Source organism: Bacillus sp. LUNF1 (assembly GCF_011008975.1).
GTDB classification, from domain to species: domain Bacteria; phylum Bacillota; class Bacilli; order Bacillales; family Bacillaceae; genus Bacillus; species Bacillus velezensis.
Genome location: NZ_CP048876.1, coordinates 12,501 through 32,952, shown reverse-complemented (window position 1 = coordinate 32,952; position 20,452 = coordinate 12,501). Strand labels below are relative to the sequence as shown.

Annotated in this window: 17 protein-coding genes, 3 tRNA genes, 3 rRNA genes, 1 other RNA gene and 1 other annotated feature (1 of these 25 running past the window's edge); of the genes, 6 read left to right on the top strand and 18 right to left on the bottom strand. The window is 46.8% G+C overall.

From position 1 onward, the window contains the following. Positions 1-49: 49 nt before the first annotated feature. From G4O42_RS00170 to tadA, 10 genes are all read right to left on the bottom strand, one after another. Positions 50-125: transfer RNA gene (locus G4O42_RS00170), tRNA-Ala, on the bottom strand. Between the two features lie 14 nt (positions 126-139). Then, positions 140-216 (bottom strand) — tRNA-Ile (locus tag G4O42_RS00165). 100 nt (positions 217-316) lie between these two features. Beyond that, positions 317-1,866 (bottom strand): 16S ribosomal RNA (locus G4O42_RS00160). Positions 1,867-2,115: 249 nt separating this feature from the next. After that, positions 2,116-2,379 carry a pro-sigmaK processing inhibitor BofA family protein gene (locus tag G4O42_RS00155; protein WP_003150686.1) on the bottom strand — a complete coding sequence of 88 codons (264 nt, stop codon included), beginning with the start codon at positions 2,377-2,379 and terminating at the stop codon, positions 2,116-2,118. Positions 2,380-2,439: 60 nt separating this feature from the next. After that, positions 2,440-2,664, bottom strand: coding sequence for a YaaL family protein (locus tag G4O42_RS00150; protein WP_007408755.1), 225 nt, complete (start codon positions 2,662-2,664; stop codon positions 2,440-2,442). Between the two features lie 18 nt (positions 2,665-2,682). Continuing rightward, entirely contained in the window at positions 2,683-3,279 is a 597-nt protein-coding gene (recR, locus tag G4O42_RS00145) for a recombination protein RecR (RefSeq protein WP_007615147.1), read from the bottom strand. A gap of 14 nt (positions 3,280-3,293) precedes the next feature. After that, on the bottom strand, positions 3,294-3,617 hold the full coding sequence (locus G4O42_RS00140; RefSeq protein ID WP_029326155.1) for a YbaB/EbfC family nucleoid-associated protein: 324 nt from the start codon (positions 3,615-3,617) through the stop codon (positions 3,294-3,296). A gap of 24 nt (positions 3,618-3,641) precedes the next feature. Further along, positions 3,642-5,333: a DNA polymerase III subunit gamma/tau gene (gene dnaX / locus G4O42_RS00135; protein ID WP_032872149.1), complete on the bottom strand. Its 1,692-nt coding sequence runs from the start codon at positions 5,331-5,333 to the stop codon at positions 3,642-3,644. 133 nt (positions 5,334-5,466) lie between these two features. Further along, an RNA gene (ffs, locus tag G4O42_RS00130) (signal recognition particle sRNA large type) lies at positions 5,467-5,731 on the bottom strand. Between the two features lie 84 nt (positions 5,732-5,815). Continuing rightward, entirely contained in the window at positions 5,816-6,298 is a 483-nt protein-coding gene (gene tadA / locus G4O42_RS00125) for a tRNA adenosine(34) deaminase TadA (RefSeq protein WP_007615141.1), read from the bottom strand. A gap of 82 nt (positions 6,299-6,380) precedes the next feature. Between tadA and G4O42_RS00120 the strand changes: the two genes are divergently transcribed. From G4O42_RS00120 to dck, 4 genes are all read left to right on the top strand, one after another. Then, complete coding sequence (locus G4O42_RS00120) at positions 6,381-6,932, top strand: cysteine hydrolase family protein (protein WP_014416712.1); 552 nt, start codon at positions 6,381-6,383, stop codon at positions 6,930-6,932. A 71-nt stretch (positions 6,933-7,003) separates the two neighbouring features. Then, the gene (locus tag G4O42_RS00115) at positions 7,004-8,287 is read left to right on the top strand and encodes a glycoside hydrolase family 18 protein (protein ID WP_032872147.1); all 1,284 of its coding nucleotides are present in this window, start codon (positions 7,004-7,006) and stop codon (positions 8,285-8,287) included. A gap of 95 nt (positions 8,288-8,382) precedes the next feature. Further along, positions 8,383-9,006 (top strand): deoxyguanosine kinase, encoded by a 624-nt coding sequence (gene dgk, locus G4O42_RS00110; protein ID WP_014416710.1) that lies wholly within the window; start codon positions 8,383-8,385, stop codon positions 9,004-9,006. After that, positions 9,003-9,656, top strand: coding sequence for a deoxyadenosine/deoxycytidine kinase (gene dck, locus G4O42_RS00105; protein WP_007615132.1), 654 nt, complete (start codon positions 9,003-9,005; stop codon positions 9,654-9,656). Before dgk ends, dck begins: the two co-directional genes overlap by 4 nt. A 130-nt stretch (positions 9,657-9,786) precedes the next feature. Here the strand turns inward: dck and G4O42_RS00100 are convergent. Beyond that, positions 9,787-9,879 (bottom strand) — tRNA-Ser (locus tag G4O42_RS00100). A gap of 217 nt (positions 9,880-10,096) precedes the next feature. Between G4O42_RS00100 and G4O42_RS00095 the strand changes: the two genes are divergently transcribed. Continuing rightward, on the top strand, positions 10,097-11,242 hold the full coding sequence (locus tag G4O42_RS00095; protein ID WP_032872144.1) for a glycerate kinase: 1,146 nt from the start codon (positions 10,097-10,099) through the stop codon (positions 11,240-11,242). A gap of 10 nt (positions 11,243-11,252) precedes the next feature. Here the strand turns inward: G4O42_RS00095 and serS are convergent, their stop codons facing one another. The 5 genes from serS to guaB all read right to left on the bottom strand — a co-directional run bounded on the left by serS (position 11,253) and on the right by guaB (position 17,493). Beyond that, positions 11,253-12,530, bottom strand: a complete 1,278-nt coding sequence (gene serS / locus G4O42_RS00090) for a serine--tRNA ligase (RefSeq protein WP_032872141.1) — start codon at positions 12,528-12,530, stop codon at positions 11,253-11,255. A 54-nt stretch (positions 12,531-12,584) separates the two neighbouring features. Then, positions 12,585-12,797, bottom strand: a binding site (T-box leader). A 52-nt stretch (positions 12,798-12,849) separates the two neighbouring features. After that, positions 12,850-13,440: a pyridoxal 5'-phosphate synthase glutaminase subunit PdxT gene (gene pdxT, locus G4O42_RS00085; protein WP_007615126.1), complete on the bottom strand. Its 591-nt coding sequence runs from the start codon at positions 13,438-13,440 to the stop codon at positions 12,850-12,852. Between the two features lie 21 nt (positions 13,441-13,461). After that, entirely contained in the window at positions 13,462-14,346 is an 885-nt protein-coding gene (pdxS, locus tag G4O42_RS00080) for a pyridoxal 5'-phosphate synthase lyase subunit PdxS (RefSeq protein WP_003150714.1), read from the bottom strand. A gap of 196 nt (positions 14,347-14,542) precedes the next feature. Beyond that, positions 14,543-15,874: a D-alanyl-D-alanine carboxypeptidase gene (gene dacA, locus G4O42_RS00075; protein ID WP_029326157.1), complete on the bottom strand. Its 1,332-nt coding sequence runs from the start codon at positions 15,872-15,874 to the stop codon at positions 14,543-14,545. 152 nt (positions 15,875-16,026) lie between these two features. Further along, the gene (guaB, locus tag G4O42_RS00070) at positions 16,027-17,493 is read right to left on the bottom strand and encodes an IMP dehydrogenase (RefSeq protein WP_007408741.1); all 1,467 of its coding nucleotides are present in this window, start codon (positions 17,491-17,493) and stop codon (positions 16,027-16,029) included. 120 nt (positions 17,494-17,613) lie between these two features. Here guaB and G4O42_RS00065 point away from each other — a divergent pair, with 120 nt between their 5' ends. Continuing rightward, complete coding sequence (locus G4O42_RS00065) at positions 17,614-18,564, top strand: YaaC family protein (RefSeq protein WP_032872151.1); 951 nt, start codon at positions 17,614-17,616, stop codon at positions 18,562-18,564. A 44-nt stretch (positions 18,565-18,608) separates the two neighbouring features. Here the strand turns inward: G4O42_RS00065 and rrf are convergent. Together rrf and G4O42_RS00055 are read right to left on the bottom strand one after the other, a co-directional pair. Beyond that, positions 18,609-18,724 (bottom strand): 5S ribosomal RNA (rrf, locus tag G4O42_RS00060). A gap of 50 nt (positions 18,725-18,774) precedes the next feature. Beyond that, positions 18,775-20,452 (bottom strand): 23S ribosomal RNA (locus tag G4O42_RS00055) (it continues 1,252 nt past the right edge of the window).

The window sequence follows — 20,452 nt, the reverse complement described above, 5'->3', positions numbered from 1 at the left end:
ACTAATTGAATGTGAATTACTTCTGTTATCTAGTTTTCAAAGAACACGTTGGTGGAGCCTAGCGGGATCGAACCGCTGACCTCCTGCGTGCAAAGCAGGCGCTCTCCCAGCTGAGCTAAGGCCCCGTATTGGGTAAAGATGGTGGGCCTGAGTGGACTCGAACCACCGACCTCACGCTTATCAGGCGTGCGCTCTAACCAGCTGAGCTACAGGCCCATCTACCATATGAAAGAATCAAAGTTCCTTCAAAACTAAACAAGACAGGGAACGTTCTGTTTATAAGACCCAAGGTCTTATATTCCGTTAAAATCCTTAGAAAGGAGGTGATCCAGCCGCACCTTCCGATACGGCTACCTTGTTACGACTTCACCCCAATCATCTGTCCCACCTTCGGCGGCTGGCTCCTAAAAGGTTACCTCACCGACTTCGGGTGTTACAAACTCTCGTGGTGTGACGGGCGGTGTGTACAAGGCCCGGGAACGTATTCACCGCGGCATGCTGATCCGCGATTACTAGCGATTCCAGCTTCACGCAGTCGAGTTGCAGACTGCGATCCGAACTGAGAACAGATTTGTGGGATTGGCTTAACCTCGCGGTTTCGCTGCCCTTTGTTCTGTCCATTGTAGCACGTGTGTAGCCCAGGTCATAAGGGGCATGATGATTTGACGTCATCCCCACCTTCCTCCGGTTTGTCACCGGCAGTCACCTTAGAGTGCCCAACTGAATGCTGGCAACTAAGATCAAGGGTTGCGCTCGTTGCGGGACTTAACCCAACATCTCACGACACGAGCTGACGACAACCATGCACCACCTGTCACTCTGCCCCCGAAGGGGACGTCCTATCTCTAGGATTGTCAGAGGATGTCAAGACCTGGTAAGGTTCTTCGCGTTGCTTCGAATTAAACCACATGCTCCACCGCTTGTGCGGGCCCCCGTCAATTCCTTTGAGTTTCAGTCTTGCGACCGTACTCCCCAGGCGGAGTGCTTAATGCGTTAGCTGCAGCACTAAGGGGCGGAAACCCCCTAACACTTAGCACTCATCGTTTACGGCGTGGACTACCAGGGTATCTAATCCTGTTCGCTCCCCACGCTTTCGCTCCTCAGCGTCAGTTACAGACCAGAGAGTCGCCTTCGCCACTGGTGTTCCTCCACATCTCTACGCATTTCACCGCTACACGTGGAATTCCACTCTCCTCTTCTGCACTCAAGTTCCCCAGTTTCCAATGACCCTCCCCGGTTGAGCCGGGGGCTTTCACATCAGACTTAAGAAACCGCCTGCGAGCCCTTTACGCCCAATAATTCCGGACAACGCTTGCCACCTACGTATTACCGCGGCTGCTGGCACGTAGTTAGCCGTGGCTTTCTGGTTAGGTACCGTCAAGGTGCCGCCCTATTTGAACGGCACTTGTTCTTCCCTAACAACAGAGCTTTACGATCCGAAAACCTTCATCACTCACGCGGCGTTGCTCCGTCAGACTTTCGTCCATTGCGGAAGATTCCCTACTGCTGCCTCCCGTAGGAGTCTGGGCCGTGTCTCAGTCCCAGTGTGGCCGATCACCCTCTCAGGTCGGCTACGCATCGTCGCCTTGGTGAGCCGTTACCTCACCAACTAGCTAATGCGCCGCGGGTCCATCTGTAAGTGGTAGCCGAAGCCACCTTTTATGTCTGAATCATGCGGTTCAAACAACCATCCGGTATTAGCCCCGGTTTCCCGGAGTTATCCCAGTCTTACAGGCAGGTTACCCACGTGTTACTCACCCGTCCGCCGCTAACATCAGGGAGCAAGCTCCCATCTGTCCGCTCGACTTGCATGTATTAGGCACGCCGCCAGCGTTCGTCCTGAGCCAGGATCAAACTCTCCGATAAAGTAGTTTGACTGACTACGCACATCGCTGTGCGATTTATTTAAAACTTTGAATTAACAGGTACGTTTTGTCTTGTTTAGTTTTCAAAGAACTTTGTCCACCGCTCTTGAAGCGACTTAATTATCTTAACACATCAGTGTTAGTGCCGTCAACAACTTTTTAAAATTTCTTTTTCAAAAATTCGTTTCGTCATCAGCGACGTATATTAGAATACCACCCTTAATCCGACATGTCAACAATAATCGACAAATTAAATGATGAAGCGTTTAATGACTATCAAAGCAGCGATGCCGGGAATCCCCAGAATCCCGCTGATGCCCGTTGTAATCAGGTTAACAGGGATATGAATACCGAGACTGCCTCCGAACAAGTTCACACCCACCAGCAAAATCGCGCCGGCAATAAACTTAATCGCAGTCACACCAATCCATCTTAGCGGTTTTGAAGATACTCCCCATAAAAAAAGCAAAGCAACCAGACCGACAATCAAACCGATAATGAAAAAAGGCTCCATGAATCTTCCCCCTCGCTTGTTTAGTACAAGCTTATGAGAAGACCCCGGAGAATAGACCTTTTACTTCCATCTGCTCATTTTCAAATTCCGCTGCTTCGCTTCTTTTAAATAGAAAAAGTATTTAGATTCAGCGACTTTCAGCTCAAACAACACCTCAGCGGAGGGCTCGAGACTTTTCTCGACCAGACTCTTCTGCCTGTTCCATTCTTCTTTTTGTTTAAAGAGCTGTTCTATCAGCTTCTCGTCAAACTCTTTTCTTAATGTATTTCTGCGAAGAAAACCCATGCCTTGCCTTTTCCTCCCTTACAATTCACGTCTTCCTTCAAGAGCTTTTGAAAGAGTGACCTCATCAGCATATTCCAAATCACCGCCGACGGGCAGACCGTGGGCAATACGGGAGAGCTTGATGCCTGAGGGCTTTAACAGCCTTGATATATACATCGCTGTTGCTTCCCCTTCAATATTAGGGTTGGTTGCGAGAATGACTTCTGTCACTTGATCATCCTGAAGACGTTTCAGCAGCTCCGGAATCTTAATATCCTCCGGGCCGATGCCGTCCATTGGTGAAATCGCGCCGTGAAGAACATGATACTGGCCGTTATATTCCTTCATTTTCTCCATTGCGATAACATCCTTAGGGTCCTGCACGACACAAATAACAGACTTATCCCTTCTTGTGTCCTCACATATATAACAAGGGTCCTGATCTGTAATATGTCCGCAAATCGAACAATATGTCAGGTTGCGCTTCGCATTTACTAATGCTTTCGCGAAATCTAATACCACGTCTTCTTTCATACCTAGAACAAAAAAAGCCAGACGAACCGCTGTTTTCGGTCCGATCCCTGGCAATTTCATAAAGCTGTCAATCAGCTTTGATATTGGTTCAGGATACTGCATGTTTATTTATCCCCCTAGAATAAACCCGGTATGTTCATTCCTTTTGTAAATTGTCCCATTGTCTCATTCGTCATGTCATCCACTTTTTTGAGGGCGTCGTTTGTTGCGGCAAGAATCAGGTCCTGAAGCATTTCGATATCTTCCGGATCAACGACTTCTTCTTTAATGGCAACGTCTACAACTTCTTTTTGGCCGTTGACTTTTACAGTCACCATTCCGCCGCCCGCTGTGCCTTCAAGCACTTTTTCAGCAAGCTCCTCCTGAGCCTTCGCCATATCCTTTTGCATTTTTTGCATTTGTTTCATCATTTTTTGCATGTTTCCCATTCCGCCACGCATATTCAATCACTCTCTTTCATCTTATTAGTCTTTTATTTCGATTAAATCCGCTCCGACAAGTTTCTTCGCCTCTGCAATCAGCGGATCTTCTTCAGCCGGTTCGTTTGATCCTTCACTTTCCTGCTGGTGATCATTTAAAAATTCTTCTCTTATTTTACCCCATTGTGCTTCCGGAACGCCAATCAAATCCATTCTTTTCCCGAGCATTGATTCGAGAATCTGTTCAAGATTCGTACGGACTCCGTTATTGTCTTCTGCAACCATTTTACAATGGATTTCGTATTTAAATTTAAGCACAAATGCCTTTTGAGCAGCAGCCACCGGTTCACTGTCATTCAAAAGAGCCGCATGAGACACCTTATTCTGCTGTTTCAGGTGTGCCAGCAGCTTGCCCCAGCTGCTTTTAAGCTGTTCAAGATCAGGTCTTGTGGCTTCCTTCAATATCTCATGAATTCTTCCGACTGGAGCTTTGTAATGGCTTTTTCCGCCTTTTTGAGGACGCGGAGCTTCTTTCGGAGCGCTTTCCATCTGAACCTTCACACCGGAGGTTTTCAGCCTTTCCACTTCCTGCTCAAGCTGCTGGATCTTATTCATCAGCATGCCGACCTCAGGGATATCTCCCGCGGATTGCTGTGCCGTCTGGCATATTTTCACGACAGCCACTTCAAAAAAGATTCTTGGGTGGTTCGTCCACTTCATTTCCTGATGGCTTTTATTCAGGATATCAATCATTTCATATAAAGCGGGGGCCGGTATATCACCGCTCAGATTCCGGAACGTTTCATCGACCTTCACCTTCTCCAGGACTCCTTCTAAACCGGGAGCGGCCTGGTACAAGAGCATATCCCTGAAATAGAAAATCATATCTTCAATCAGTTTGGCCGCATCTTTCCCCTGCTGGAGCAATTCATTCAGTGTTTCCAATGCCTCGGAAACCTGTTTGCTGTGAAGAGCAGATGCAAGTTTCCCAATATAGTGCTGAGAAACGGCTCCGGTAATGAGCAATGCGTCATCCACCGACAGCTCCTCACCGCTGAATGATACGGCTTGATCGAGCAGGCTCAGCGCGTCCCTCATTCCTCCGTCCGCAGCACTCGCTATGATATCAAGGGCTCCTTCTTCCACCTTCAGCTGCTCTGCATCGACGATTGTCTTCATTCGTCCGACAATTGCTTTGGATGTAATCCGTTTGAAGTCAAAACGCTGACATCTGGAGATAATGGTTAAAGGAATCTTATGAGGCTCAGTCGTAGCTAATATGAAAATGCAATGTGCCGGCGGTTCTTCCAGCGTTTTCAGAAGCGCATTGAATGCGCCGATAGAGAGCATATGCACCTCATCTATAATATATACTTTGTAGGTGACGGCCGACGGGGCAAATTTTACTTTGTCACGGATATCGCGGATTTCGTCTACGCCGTTATTCGACGCCGCATCTATTTCAATCACATCTGATATAGAGCCGTTTGTGATCCCCTTGCACGCCGCACATTCATTGCACGGTTCTTCTACGGGGGCGTGCTCACAGTTGACTGCTTTCGCAAATATTTTAGCTGCACTGGTTTTTCCCGTTCCCCGCGGTCCAGAAAACAGATATGCATGAGAAAATTTCTTTTGCAAAAGGGCATTTTGCAGCGTTTTCGTAATGTGTTCCTGTCCGACCACATCTTCAAACTGCTGAGGCCTAAATACTCGATATAAAGCTTGGTAACCCACAGGATGCGCCCTCCTCTGTTATTCATCATGTTTATTATACATGAACGTGCTTTTAACGCCAAAACCCGTTTTTCATATACGAAAAAACTCACCTGCCATAAACAGGTGAGTCTGAAATTTGATGATTGATTTACCGTGCACCTTCTGTCGATTCGCTACCCTAAGCGTTACTTAAGCAGTTAGCTCAGCCCAGGCAACCCTGCGGCACATGAGAGGTTTCACTTAATGCTGCTTCCTTCCGGACCTGACATGGTTCATGAATTCCCATTGCGCAGGACCCAGACGTCAACGCCACTTACTTAAGGCAGACCTTACAGTAAACGAACCTCGAGAAGGGATTCGGCCCCGCTAGAGCGGATTGCGGGTACAGGGCACCGCTACCTCCCCGCTTAGCACGGCAAAATAAATATCAAATTTTTATATGCGCACCATTCATGATGCACACATAAGTATATCTGCTTCAGGCAGAAAATGCAACCTTACTACTCAGACAACTTTTTCCTCATGTCTTTCTTTTGCCGGCGCAGCTTTCTGAAAAAAGCGCTGAGCATTTCTCCGCACTCTTCTCCGAGCACGCCGCTCACCACTTCCGCTTGGTGGTTGAACCGCTCTTCCTGCAAGAGATTCATCAGCGTTCCTGTACAGCCCCCCTTGGGATCAAATGCGCCGAATACGACCTTATCGACTCTCGAAAGCACGACGGCTCCCGCGCACATCGGACACGGCTCCAAAGTGACATAAAGAACGGCATCCTCAAGTCTCCATGTCCCCAGCTTACGGCACGCTTCGTCAATCGCCAGCATTTCGGCATGGGCAAGCGACCTCTGTTCAGTCTCCCGCAGATTATGCGCCCGCGCCACAATCTCATCATGCAGAACAAGAACTGCTCCGATCGGCACTTCACCTTTCGCTTCGGCTTTCTTCGCTTCTTTTATGGCTTCTCTCATATAATATTCATCATTCATCGGTTCAAGCTCTCTTCTTAAGTTTTTTCATGTCTCATAAAGGTTAAAATAGGAATACCCCAGCAGAAAGGAGTTGCCGGTATTGTCTGAACCTAACAACACAGCCCTTCTGATTGTCGATATGATCAACAATTTTCAATTTGATATGGGCGAACGTCTTGCTGAAAAAACCAAACAAATTGTCCCCCGTATTTTATCATTAAAGAAGCATGCAAAACAAAGCAACTGGCCGATTATTTATATTAATGATCATTACGGGCTCTGGAAGGCTGATATTGATGCCATCAGGGAGGAATGCAGCAATGACAGAAGCGCGCCCATTATAAAAGATATTTCGCCTCAGCCGGATGATTATTTTCTCATTAAACCGAAGCATTCCGCTTTTTACGAAACGGCGCTTCACACCCTTCTGACCGAATTACAGGTGAACCGATTAATCATCACGGGGATTGCCGGGAACATTTGTGTGTTGTTCACGGCCAACGACGCTTATATGAGAGAATACAGCATTACCATTCCGAAAGACTGCACCGCTTCCAATAACGACGAAGACAATGATTTCGCTTTGACGATGATGGAGAATGTTCTCTTCGCAGAAATAACCACGGAAAAACAAATTACCGCCGAAAAATAAACATGATCAGCCTCCTTTTTTCATATATTTGATAGCGGATATGAAAGGAGGCGTTTTTCATTCAGATCTATATAGTGAAACGGGGCGACACACTTTCCGCTATTGCGGCGCGCTACCGGACAGCCGCAAATGTCATTGCAGAAGCAAATAAACTGCCTAATCCGAATACATTGGTTGTCGGACAAACCCTTGTCATCCCGATTGAGGGTCAATATTACGAAGTGAAACAAGGTGATACTCTCGCGGCAATCGCCGGCCGTTTTCATATATCGGCCGCGGAGCTTGCGAGGGTGAACGGAATTCAGCCCAGCACCACATTGAGAGTCGGAACCCGCCTTTACATTCCGCAGCAGGCGAATAAGCCCGACATCGAATCAAACGCATATATAGAACCGCGGGGAACGAGCGTAAGCGCTAATCTCCAGCAGGCGGCAAGGGAGGCCTCTCCTTATTTAACATACCTCGGCGCATTCAGTTTTCAAGTGCAGCGGAACGGGACTTTAAAGGAACCGCCTCTCACCAATTTAAGAAGCATCAGTGACAGGCACAACACCGCACTGATGATGATCATCACCAACCTTGAAAATGACGCATTCAGCGATGATCTCGGGCGGCTCATTTTGAATGATAATACTGTGAAAACAAAACTCTTTCAGGAAATCGTCTCCACGGCTAAGCAGCACGGCTTTCGCGATATTCATTTTGATTTCGAATATTTACGTCCTCAGGACAGAGAAGCCTACAATCGTTTTTTACGTGAAGCGAGGACCATTTTTCACCGTCAAGGCTGGAAGATTTCAACGGCGCTTGCTCCGAAAACGAGCGCGACCCAGGCCGGCAAATGGTATGAAGCACATGACTATAGGGCACATGGAGAAATCGTCGATTTTGTCGTCATCATGACATATGAGTGGGGATACAGCGGGGGCCCGGCTCAGGCCGTATCACCAATCGGCCCTGTAAGGAATGTCATTGAGTATGCGCTGACAGAAATGCCCTCTTCAAAAATCGTCATGGGCCAGAATATGTACGGCTATGATTGGACACTGCCTTTCAAACAGGGAACGACAGCGAAAGCCGTCAGTCCTCAGCAGGCAATCGCTCTGGCAGCACGCCATAAAGTCGACATTCAATATGACGAAACCGCCCAGGCTCCATTCTTTCGTTACACGGATGAAAATCAGAGACGGCATGAAGTATGGTTTGAAGACGCACGATCCATTCAAGCGAAATTCAATTTAATTAAAGAACTTCATTTAAGAGGAATCAGCTATTGGAAACTCGGCCTCTCTTTCCCGCAAAACTGGCTTTTGCTCAACGATCAATTTCATATTGTAAAAGAGACGTTTCGTTAATTGGAAGCGTCTTTTTTCATGGGCTTTTCTGAGATTGTGATACAATATAAAGGCCGGCAGCTGACGGATGTTTGCAGAATTAAGGAGGATTTTCAATGAACAGAGCCCCTTTTATCGCGGTAGAAGGTCCTATCGGGGCAGGAAAAACGACACTCGCTACGATGCTTTCTGAAGAGCTCGGTTTTCCTATGATTAATGAGATTGTGGAAGACAACCCTTATCTCGATAAGTTTTATGACAATATCGAGGAGTGGAGTTTCCAGCTTGAAATGTTTTTTCTATGTCACAGGTATAAACAGCTTGAAGACACCGACCGAGATTATTTAAAACAAGGACAGCCCGTTTTGTCCGATTATCATATTTATAAAAATGTTATTTTCGCAGAGCGTACATTGCACGGCCAAAAGCTTGAGAAATATAAGCAGATTTATCATCTGCTCACTCACGACTTGCCGAAACCGAATGTTATTGTATACATAAAGGCAAGCCTGCCGACATTGCTTCAACGCATTGAAAAACGCGGGCGCCCGTTTGAAAAAAATATCGAACATCAATATCTGGAACGTCTCATTGCAGATTACGACACAGCCATCAGACAGCTTCAGGAAGAAGATCCGGATATATCTGTACTGACCATTGACGGTGATACTGAAGACTTTGTTTTGAATAAGACAGACTATGAAAGAATTGCCCGTCAGGTAAAGGAGCTTATTAAATGAAAGACATTCATATTCCAAACAACGCCATTATAACAGTAGCGGGAACGGTAGGAGTCGGAAAATCGACTTTGACCAAAGCTTTGGCAAAACGGCTCGGGTTTCATACCTCACTTGAGGAAGTGGATGAAAACCCTTATTTAGAGAAGTTTTATCACGATTTTGAACGCTGGAGCTTCCATTTGCAAATTTATTTTCTGGCTGAGCGGTTCAAAGAGCAGAAAAACATGTTTGAATCAGGCGGCGGATTCGTGCAGGACCGTTCGATTTATGAAGATACAGGCATATTCGCAAAAATGCATGCCGATAAAGGAACCATGTCGCTGACAGATTACACAACATACACAAGCCTATTTGAGGCGATGGTCATGACGCCGTACTTCCCGCATCCTGATGTTTTGATCTATTTAGAAGGCGACCTTGAAAACATTATAAACCGGATTGAAAAGCGGGGCCGCGAGATGGAGCTGCAGACAAACCGCTCCTATTGGGAAGAGATGTATACACGGTACGAAGACTGGATCAGCGGTTTTAACGCCTGCCCTGTGCTGAAAGTACGCATTGAAGATTATGACCTTGAAGCTGATGAACAGTCACTGGAACCTTTGATCGAAAAAATCAGTCACGTGATCAACGAAAACAGAAATAAATAAAAATAGCAAAGCGATTTTCCCCGAACAGAGAAAATCGCTTTTTTTGCATATAAAAAATCCGCTGCATCACATGCAGCGGACAAAACAATCTCCAATATATGCTCGAGTTTCATTAGGTTTAAAATCAATATGGCGGAGGAAGAGGGATTCGAACCCCCGCGGGCTTTGACACCCCTGTCGGTTTTCAAGACCGATCCCTTCAGCCAGACTTGGGTATTCCTCCGTATCGACATTTAATAATATACCACATGACCTAAATTTCAGTCAAGCGCTTTTTCATATTTTTTATTTCATTTCTTAAACGGCTTGTCCGTCAGCTTTACTATCATACAAAAGTCTTGCGTTCAATTCAACCTCAGTATGCCATACGGGCAGGAAAACACAGTAAAAATCAAGAATATATTCAAACAGATAACCTGCTCATAAAGGTGGAGAACATAATGAAAATCATCATTGCACCCGATTCTTTCAAAGAAAGCATGACATCAAAAGAAGCCGCTGACAGTATAGAAATAGGATTCAAAGCGGTCTTCCCTGACGCGGAATATATCAAGATACCCGCGGCCGACGGCGGAGAAGGAACCGTTCAGGCTTTGACGGATGCCACTGGCGGAAGCATCATCAAAAAAACTGTGACCGGTCCGCTGGGAACGCCGGTAAACGCCGCATATGGACTTCTGGGAGACGGACGCACGGCAGTCATTGAAATGGCGGAATCATCAGGGCTTCATCTCATTCCCCGCCATCTCAGAGATCCGTTGAACACAACGACAAGAGGAACGGGTGAACTGATAGCAGATGCAGCTTCCCGCGGGGCGGGTGAGATCATCATCGGGCTTGGCGGGAGCGCAACCAATGACGGCGGAACAGGAATGGCGAGCGCGCTCGGTGTGCGTTTCTTAAATAAGGAAGGTCAGGAGATACCTGACGGCGGAGGCGCTCTGCACACCCTAGCTTCTATTGATATAGGCGGTCTCTCCCCTGAACTGAAACATATCCGTATCCGTGCCGCATGTGATGTCGAAAATCCCCTGACCGGCGAAAACGGCGCATCATATGTCTTCGGCCCGCAAAAAGGGGCGTCCGAGAAGACTAAAGTTGTATTGGATCGCAACTTACGCCATTTCGCTGACATATTGAGACGTCAGCACGATATCGAAGCGGATACCGTAAAAGGCGCGGGCGCCGCAGGGGGACTGGGCGCCGGACTGATCGCTTTCTTACAGGCAGAACTTCAAAGCGGGATTGATGTTGTATTAGATACACTGTCCTTCTCAGATCAGATAAGAGGCGCTGACCTTGTCATTACCGGAGAGGGGCAGATAGACGAACAAACGATATTCGGCAAAACCCCCGCCGGGATCGCCGCACGCGCATCTGCTCAAGAAATTCCCGTTATCGCATTGGCGGGCTCCTTAGGCAAAAATTTCGAGCATGTTTACAGCGCAGGAATAACAGCTGTATTTTCTATCGTACCCGGCGCTGTAAGTCTTGAAGACGCCTTAGCATCCGGCCGTTTTAACCTTGAAAGCACAGCCCGGAATGCCGCCGCTCTATACCGGGCAGCAAAAAAGGCGCGCCTCTAGGGCGCACCTTTTACGGTTTGATGACTTCTTTATTTCCCATATAAGGACGAAGCACTTTCGGAATGATGACACTTCCGTCTTCCTGCTGGTAGTTTTCTAAGATGGCAGCTACTGTTCTGCCGACTGCAAGGCCTGAACCGTTTAATGTATGCACATGCTCCGGCTTGCCTTTCGCTTCGCGTCTGAATCGAATGTTTGCGCGTCTCGCCTGGAAGGCCTCAAAGTTACTGCAAGAAGAAATTTCACGGTATGTGTCTTGGCTTGGAATCCATACCTCAATATCGTACTTTTTCGCGGCTGTAAAGCCGAGATCACCGGTACACATGCTCATGACACGATACGGCAGTTCGAGCAGCTGAAGCACCCGCTCGGCTTGATTTGTCAGTTTTTCAAGCTCCTCATAAGAATCTTCCGGCTTCACGAATTTCACAAGCTCAACCTTGTTGAACTGATGCTGGCGGATCAAACCGCGTGTATCACGGCCGGCAGATCCCGCTTCTGAACGGAAGCAGGCGCTGAATGCGGCATAATTGATCGGCAGCTTCTCACCGGATAAGATTTCATCGCGGTGCATATTTGTAATCGGCACTTCCGCCGTCGGAATTAAGAAATAATCCTCTTCTCTGATTTTAAAAGCATCCTCTTCAAATTTAGGAAGCTGTCCCGTACCTGTCATGCTCGTACGGTTTACCATATAAGGAGGGATGACTTCTGTGTAATCATATTCATCAACGTGAAGATCCAGCATAAAGTTGTAGAGCGCGCGTTCGAGGCGGGCGCCTAATCCTTTATAAAACACAAACCGGCTGCCTGTTACTTTTGAAGCGCGTTCGAAATCAAGAATGTTTAAATGGTCTGCGATATCCCAATGCGGTTTCGGCTCATATGAAAATGCCGGCGCCTCTCCCCACTTGCGAATTTCAATGTTATCATCTTCCGTTTCCCCGACGGGCACTGAATCGTGCGGGATGTTCGGAATGGACAGAAGGATGGTTTCGAGCGTCGTTTCGACAGTACGAAGCTCTTCATCAAGCTTCTTAATTTCTTCGCCCACTTCACGCATCTCTTTAATAATATGATCAGCGTCTTTTTTCTCCCGTTTCAAAACGGCGACCTGCTGAGACACTTCATTGCGTTTTCCCTTCAGTTCTTCTACTTTACCGATAAGCTCTCTTCTCTTTTCGTCCAGCTCTTCAAACTTGTCAAAGTCAGATAAGTCTTCGCCTTTTGGAATGAGCTTCGCTTTTACCTCTTGAAAATTGGCTCTCAGCACCTTCGTATCAATCATGCCTAACAACTCCTATCTGTTTTTATCGAAAATAAAAAAGAGCCCTCATCCCCTAAAAGGGACGAGAGCTCTCGCGTTGCCACCCTGATTGAAAACAAGCTCACACTTGCTTCCCGCTTTAACACATAACGGTTTTCCCGTAAATGCCTACTTGTTTTCAGCATTTCGCTCAAGGACGGATTCGGACAGCATCTTTCACCGATTCGCACCACCCATCGGCTCTCTTTGAAAGAGGGGCTCCCTACTGCTTCCTGTCAACGCTTTTCGATCTTTATTTGTGTTTATAATGTACTATAAGTATCAGCGGTTTTCAACTGTTTTATACAGCTGTTTCCTGCTTATGCTTTTCCGCCATCTTCACAAACAGCTCTGTCACCCGGTGATCATCCGTCAGTTCAGGATGGAACGAGCAGCCGAGGAAATTCCCCTGCTTTGCAGCCACGATGCGTCCGTTATGCTCACAAAGCACTTCAACATCTTCTCCAGCTTCTAAAATATGCGGCGCGCGAATAAATACACCCGTAAACGGCTCGTCAAGGCCTTTAATCGTCAGATCAGCTTCAAAGCTGTCGACCTGACGGCCAAAGGAATTACGCTCGACGACAACGTTCAACAGCCCTAAATGAGCGTTATCCGTTCCTGCTATCTCTTTGGCTAAAATAATCAGACCGGCGCATGTGCCGAACATCGGCTTGCCTTGGGCGGCAAACTCGCGAAGCGGCTCCATAAAATGATACGTATCCATTAAACGCCGCATCGTCGTGCTTTCCCCGCCCGGCAGGATTAAGCCGTCGATGTCATTCAGCTGTTCAGGACGCTTAATGACGACACCTTTTGAACCACATGCTTCAATTGAACGAATATGTTCTCTTACTGCTCCTTGAAGTCCAAGTACACCAATTGTTAACATGCTTCCAGCTCTCCTATGGTTTTACCAGCCGCGTTCTTGCATACGCTGTTCCGGCAATAGATTTGAGATTTCGATGCCTTTCATTGCTGTGCCTAATTCTTTAGAAAGCTCAGCGATCAGTTTGTAGTCTGTGTAATGAGTCGTTGCTTCAACAATTGCTTTGGCGAATTTAGCAGGGTTGTCTGATTTGAAAATACCTGAACCGACAAATACGCCGTCAGCGCCAAGCTGCATCATCAATGCCGCGTCAGCAGGCGTCGCTACTCCGCCGGCAGCAAAGTTCACTACAGGCAGTTTGCCGTCACGCTTGATTTGAAGAAGCAGTTCATAAGGAGCGCCGAGGTTTTTAGCTTCAGTCATCAGCTCATCATCGCTCATCGCAACAACTTTGCGCACTTGCGCGTTTACTTTTCTCATATGGCGGACAGCTTCCACAATGTTTCCTGTTCCTGGTTCGCCTTTTGTACGAAGCATGGAAGCTCCTTCGGCGATACGGCGCGTTGCTTCGCCGAGATCACGGCAGCCGCATACGAACGGGACTGTATATTCGTTTTTATTTAAATGAAATTCTTCGTCAGCAGGAGTCAGAACTTCACTTTCATCGATGTAATCTACTCCCATTGCTTCAAGGACACGCGCTTCAACGATATGTCCGATACGCGCTTTTGCCATTACGGGAATGGATACAGCATTCATTACTTCTTCAACGATTGTCGGATCAGCCATGCGGGCAACACCGCCGGCAGCGCGAATATCAGCCGGAACGCGTTCTAACGCCATTACGGCAACAGCTCCCGCCTCTTCCGCAATCTTCGCTTGTTCAGCATTTACAACGTCCATGATGACGCCGCCTTTTTGCATTTCCGCCATGCCGCGTTTTACACGATCAGTACCTGTTTGAGCCATTATTTGGTCCCCCTAGTCAATGTATAGTTAGATAATTTCTATCTCTTATTGTATCCCAGAAATACAATATTTCATATGGGTATTCTTATTTTACAGCGAGATGAATAAGATAGATATCATTTTTTACTAATAATTTGGTTTTTTCAGTATATTAAGCAAAAGAGCCCTAACTTTCATCAGAGCTCTTTCTTATTTCTTAAAACCAGCCTGTTACCGTGTCAACGGCGCTGTTCCAGATTCCGGAGAAGAATCCGCCGATGCCGCGCATCATCTGAACAAACCAGTTCGCTTTATCTACATCATTTTTCGTTACAAGATTCACGCTGAACTCTTTGGATTTGAGGAAGCCATAGTCTTTGTCACTGCCTTTGTATGTAACTGTCAGCGTTCCGACTTTCGTTCCCTTTTTCACAGGAGCCGTGATTTCTTTTTTATCTAAAGTCACTTCGGCTTTATAGTTCTTTTCATCCCCGCTTTTCACAGGAATAGAAAGCGCCTTGTCAGTAACAATATCGACTTGCTTGTCTTTCCCTTTTTCAACGTCAATCGTTTCGTGCCCTTTTACTTGAGAGCCTTCAGGGTAAAGATCTTTCATTGAGAAATTGCTTTTAAATGCGTAATCGAGCATTTTTTTCGTTTCATCAAAACGTCCGGTATGCAGGTTGCCTTTTGCGTTTAGTACAACGGTGATGACCCGCATTCCGTTCCGCTGTGCTGTGCTTGTAAAACAAGATCCCGCAGAATCGGTAGAACCCGTTTTTAAGCCGTCAACGCCAGGGTATTCAGAAACAAGACCTTTTAACATGAAGTTCCAGTTCGGCATGTCCATTTCATCATCAGTGCCGGCTCTGAATTTCGTCTTAGCGATGCTTGTTGTTTTGAGAACTTCCGGATAATCAGTGATCAGGCGGTCTGCAAGAAGCGCCATGTCTTTAGCAGAAACTTCACTTTCTTCTTTAACGCCTTCTCCTTGCGGCTGCTTGCCGTGAAGGTCTTCATTCACAAGCCCTGTGGCATTTTTAAAATCATAGTTTGTCATGCCTAATTCTTTGGCTTTCGCATTCATTTCAGCGACAAATTTCGTTTCAGTTCCGGCAAGAATTTCGGCAACTGCAATCGCGGCTCCGTTGGCAGAGTAAATCGCCATAGCCTGATACAGTTCTTTAACCGTGTATTTGCCGTCTTTTCGAAGGGGGACGTTTGATAAACTGTTGTCTTGAGAAATTTCATAGACATAATCATCAGGAGTATACGTTTGATCCCATTTCACTTTTCCTTCTTTAATGGCTTCCAGAAGCAGATATTCAGTCATCATTTTTGTCATACTGGCAATCGGCAGTCTTTTGTCTGCATTTTTACTGTATAAAATTTTTCCCGATGAAGCCTCAATCATTATCGCAGCTGATGCGTTGACATCAATCGGGTCATTGCCGGCTGCCTCCGCTTTAGACATTGGAACAAAGCAAGTTGCGGCCAGTGCCAGTACCACTAATGACACCAACAGCTGTTTCCATTTCGTGATGTTCAATCTTACGACCTCCGTCATTCATTTTAAATCTATAATTAAGCCGTTAAGGACATATTCAAATTCAAAATACAACAGTATAAATTTTATCACACTCGATATAAAAAAAATAGACAGAGTCAGCGACCCTGTCAAATGTTTTTTATTTGTAACAATTATGAGATTGTGTAGTTTGGTGATTCTTTCGTAATTTGGACATCATGCGGATGACTTTCGCGAAGTCCGGCACCTGTCATACGGATAAATTGTGCCTCTTCTCTTAAAGCGCGCAAGTCTTTTGAACCGCAATATCCCATACCTGAACGAAGACCGCCGACAAGCTGATACACTGTTTCTTCTACAGGACCTTTGTACGGAGTCCGTCCTTCGATACCTTCAGGGACGAATTTCTTATTTTCTTCTTGGAAATATCGGTCTTTACTGCCTTTTTCCATGGCAGCGACAGAACCCATACCGCGATACACTTTAAATCTTCTGCCTTGATAGATTTCAGTCTCTCCCGGGCTTTCTGAAGTACCGGCAAGCAGGCTTCCGAGCATTACGGCATGTCCGCCTGAAGCCAACGCTTTCGTAATATCTCCGGAGAATTTAATACCGCCGTCTGCGATAATTGTCGCGCCGTGTTTTCTCGCTTCAGTGGCACAATCATAAATGGCAGTGATCTGCGGTACGCCTACACCTGCAACGACGCGTGTCGTACAGATAGAACCAGGTCCGATTCCCACTTTGACAATATTTGCTCCGGCTTCAATCAGAGCTTTTGTCGCTTCAGCCGTTGCAACATTTCCTGCGATAATGTTCAGTTCAGGATATGTTTCACGGATTTTCGCAACTGTGTTCAGTACGCCTCTGGAATGTCCGTGAGCCGTATCAACCACGATAACGTCGACATTCGCTTCAACAAGCTTGCTGACGCGTGTCATTGTATCGCCTGTCACGCCTACCGCAGCGCCGACAATAAGGCGTCCGTGTTCATCTTTAGATGAATTCGGGAATTCGATAACCTTTTCAATGTCTTTGATCGTGATAAGACCTTTTAATTTGTTTTGGTCATCCACTAACGGAAGTTTTTCAATTTTATGTTTCTGTAAGATTTTTTCTGCTTCGTCTAATGTGGTTCCCACAGAAGCCGTAACCAGCTCTTCTTTTGTCATGACATCACTGATTTTCATTGAATAATCAGAGATAAAGCGAAGATCACGGTTTGTAATGATACCGACAAGCTTTTGATCGTCTTTATTATCTACGATCGGAACACCGGAAATTCTGTATTTCCCCATCAAATGCTCCGCATCGAATACTTGATGATCAGGTGTTAAAAAGAAGGGATTTGTAATAACGCCCCGTTCAGAACGTTTGACTTTGTCAACATGTTCAGCCTGCTGTTCGATGGACATGTTTTTATGGATAATGCCCAAGCCGCCCTGTCTGGCCATCGCAATCGCCATAGCTGATTCTGTTACTGTATCCATTCCCGCACTGATGACAGGAATGTTAAGCTTTAACGTCTTTGTCAGTTCAACAGATAAATCCACATCACGCGGAAGTACGTCTGATTGAGCCGGTACGAGCAGTACATCATCGAACGTTAAGCCTTCTTTTGAAAATTTACTTTCCCACATTAGTAAATCCCCCTCTTTTCGGCAAAATATTATATGTAGATTATCAACTAGAAAACAGCATGTCAAGGAAGCGAAAAAGAGTTGAAATATTTAGATAAAGGAAAGGGTTTAAAAATACATATGAGAGATCATGAGTGGAAAGAGTTATCATTATTTTATTCCGTAGAATCTTCCCAGAAATTTCTAAATAAAGTCTATACAGAAAGCGGCATGGAAGAACCAAAACGATATGCGTTTAAGAACAGTGAGCGCTTCATATTCTTTATCAAACACGCCGAGTCCTTCTATAAGCAGGCATCTCTTTCCCCTTTAGAAATTAAGCCTATTCTGTTGTTTTACGGGATGTCACAATTGCTGAAAGCCTGCCTTCTGACCACAGATCCAAGCTATCCAAGCCACGCCTCAGTACTCGCGCATGGCGTGACTGCCCGGAAACGCAAAAAGCAAAATTACTCCTTTAGGGATGATGAAGTGAAGGTGCAGCGCAATGGCTTATGTATTCATGTAATGAAGCACTTATTCGGGATAGCTGGTCTTGAGGAAGAACGGTACACAATGAAGAAATTGCTGACAGCCATACCTGAATTGCATACTGTCTTTTACTTCCAAGAGAAAAAGAATTGGCTGACCCGAGTAGAGCTGAAAGATGACCTTATTTCAGTGCCTGAGCATGCGGTGATTCATTACAATATGTCTGATTCCCGCTTTGCTGAGTATATCAGCCAACATTTGAAGTGGTCTTTTCTGAGGAAAGACCATAACCACTTGGTTTTTGAGGCTGACCCGATAGACAGAGAACCTTGGTCTTCGCCAAATTTATTGTTTCACTTGGAGAAAAATCAATATTATATTCCCTCTCAGCGTGATCACTTCCTGCATCTTCCGGAAATGATTACTCATTATTTGGTTCTCTACAATATCGGGATGATTGCGAGATATGAAACGGAGTGGTGGTATGAACTGCTGACACAGCATGTCAGTGATGATTATGTGATGATCCGCCGGTTCTTAGATGTCACGGAACGCAAATTTCCGTATTACGTTTCTAATTTCCTGAAGCAATACTTATAAACAAAAAAGGCAGCTCATTATGAGCTGCCTTTACCGTAATGATAGCTTGGCGGCGTCCTACTCTCACAGGGGGAAACCCCCGACTACCATCGGCGCTGAAGAGCTTAACTTCCGTGTTCGGCATGGGAACGGGTGTGACCTCTTCGCTATCGCCACCAAACCATTGAGAGTGTTCTCTCAAAACTAGATAACAGTAAGCATACATTCAAATTGGTTAAGTCCTCGATCGATTAGTATCTGTCAGCTCCATGTGTCGCCACACTTCCACCTCAGACCTATCAACCTGATCATCTTTCAGGGATCTTACTTCCTTGCGGAATGGGAAATCTCATCTTGAGGGGGGCTTCATGCTTAGATGCTTTCAGCACTTATCCCGTCCGCACATAGCTACCCAGCGATGCCCTTGGCAGAACAACTGGTACACCAGCGGTGCGTCCATCCCGGTCCTCTCGTACTAAGGACAGCTCCTCTCAAATTTCCTGCGCCCGCGACGGATAGGGACCGAACTGTCTCACGACGTTCTGAACCCAGCTCGCGTACCGCTTTAATGGGCGAACAGCCCAACCCTTGGGACCGACTACAGCCCCAGGATGCGATGAGCCGACATCGAGGTGCCAAACCTCCCCGTCGATGTGGACTCTTGGGGGAGATAAGCCTGTTATCCCCGGGGTAGCTTTTATCCGTTGAGCGATGGCCCTTCCATGCGGAACCACCGGATCACTAAGCCCGACTTTCGTCCCTGCTCGACTTGTAGGTCTCGCAGTCAAGCTCCCTTGTGCCTTTACACTCTGCGAATGATTTCCAACCATTCTGAGGGAACCTTTGGGCGCCTCCGTTACCTTTTAGGAGGCGACCGCCCCAGTCAAACTGCCCACCTGACACTGTCTCCCCGCCCGATAAGGGCGGCGGGTTAGAAGGTCAATACAGCCAGGGTAGTATCCCACCGATGCCTCCACCGAAGCTGGCGCTCCGGTTTCCAAGGCTCCTACCTATCCTGTACAAGCTGTACCAACATTCAATATCAGGCTGCAGTAAAGCTCCACGGGGTCTTTCCGTCCTGTCGCGGGTAACCTGCATCTTCACAGGTACTATAATTTCACCGAGTCTCTCGTTGAGACAGTGCCCAGATCGTTGCGCCTTTCGTGCGGGTCGGAACTTACCCGACAAGGAATTTCGCTACCTTAGGACCGTTATAGTTACGGCCGCCGTTTACTGGGGCTTCAATTCGCACCTTCGCTTACGCTAAGCGCTCCTCTTAACCTTCCAGCACCGGGCAGGCGTCAGCCCCTATACTTCGCCTTACGGCTTCGCAGAGACCTGTGTTTTTGCTAAACAGTCGCCTGGGCCTATTCACTGCGGCTCTCTCGGGCTTGCACCCTAACAGAGCACCCCTTCTCCCGAAGTTACGGGGTCATTTTGCCGAGTTCCTTAACGAGAGTTCTCTCGATCACCTTAGGATTCTCTCCTCGCCTACCTGTGTCGGTTTGCGGTACGGGCACCTCTCACCTCGCTAGAGGCTTTTCTTGGCAGTGTGGAATCAGGAACTTCGCTACTATAATTCGCTCGCCATCACAGCTCAGCCTTCACGGGAAACGGATTTGCCTATTTCCCAGCCTAACTGCTTGGACGCGGATATCCAATACCGCGCTTACCCTATCCTCCTGCGTCCCCCCATTGCTCAAATGGTGAGGAGGTGGTACAGGAATATCAACCTGTTATCCATCGCCTACGCCTTTCGGCCTCGGCTTAGGTCCCGACTAACCCTGAGCGGACGAGCCTTCCTCAGGAAACCTTAGGCATTCGGTGGAGGGGATTCTCACCCCTCTTTCGCTACTCATACCGGCATTCTCACTTCTAAGCGCTCCACAAGTCCTTCCGGTCTTGCTTC

Coding starts and splice junctions, on each gene's coding strand:
- G4O42_RS00155 (WP_003150686.1), bottom strand. CDS start 2,379: ATGGAGCCTTTTTTCATTATCGGTTTGATTGTCGGTCTGGTTGCTTTG.
- G4O42_RS00150 (WP_007408755.1), bottom strand. CDS start 2,664: ATGGGTTTTCTTCGCAGAAATACATTAAGAAAAGAGTTTGACGAGAAG.
- recR (WP_007615147.1), bottom strand. CDS start 3,279: ATGCAGTATCCTGAACCAATATCAAAGCTGATTGACAGCTTTATGAAA.
- G4O42_RS00140 (WP_029326155.1), bottom strand. CDS start 3,617: ATGCGTGGCGGAATGGGAAACATGCAAAAAATGATGAAACAAATGCAA.
- tadA (WP_007615141.1), bottom strand. CDS start 6,298: ATGAATGATGAATATTATATGAGAGAAGCCATAAAAGAAGCGAAGAAA.
- dgk (WP_014416710.1), top strand. CDS start 8,383: ATGAACAGAGCCCCTTTTATCGCGGTAGAAGGTCCTATCGGGGCAGGA.
- dck (WP_007615132.1), top strand. CDS start 9,003: ATGAAAGACATTCATATTCCAAACAACGCCATTATAACAGTAGCGGGA.
- G4O42_RS00095 (WP_032872144.1), top strand. CDS start 10,097: ATGAAAATCATCATTGCACCCGATTCTTTCAAAGAAAGCATGACATCA.
- serS (WP_032872141.1), bottom strand. CDS start 12,530: ATGATTGATACGAAGGTGCTGAGAGCCAATTTTCAAGAGGTAAAAGCG.
- pdxT (WP_007615126.1), bottom strand. CDS start 13,440: ATGTTAACAATTGGTGTACTTGGACTTCAAGGAGCAGTAAGAGAACAT.
- pdxS (WP_003150714.1), bottom strand. CDS start 14,346: ATGGCTCAAACAGGTACTGATCGTGTAAAACGCGGCATGGCGGAAATG.
- guaB (WP_007408741.1), bottom strand. CDS start 17,493: ATGTGGGAAAGTAAATTTTCAAAAGAAGGCTTAACGTTCGATGATGTA.
- G4O42_RS00065 (WP_032872151.1), top strand. CDS start 17,614: ATGAGAGATCATGAGTGGAAAGAGTTATCATTATTTTATTCCGTAGAA.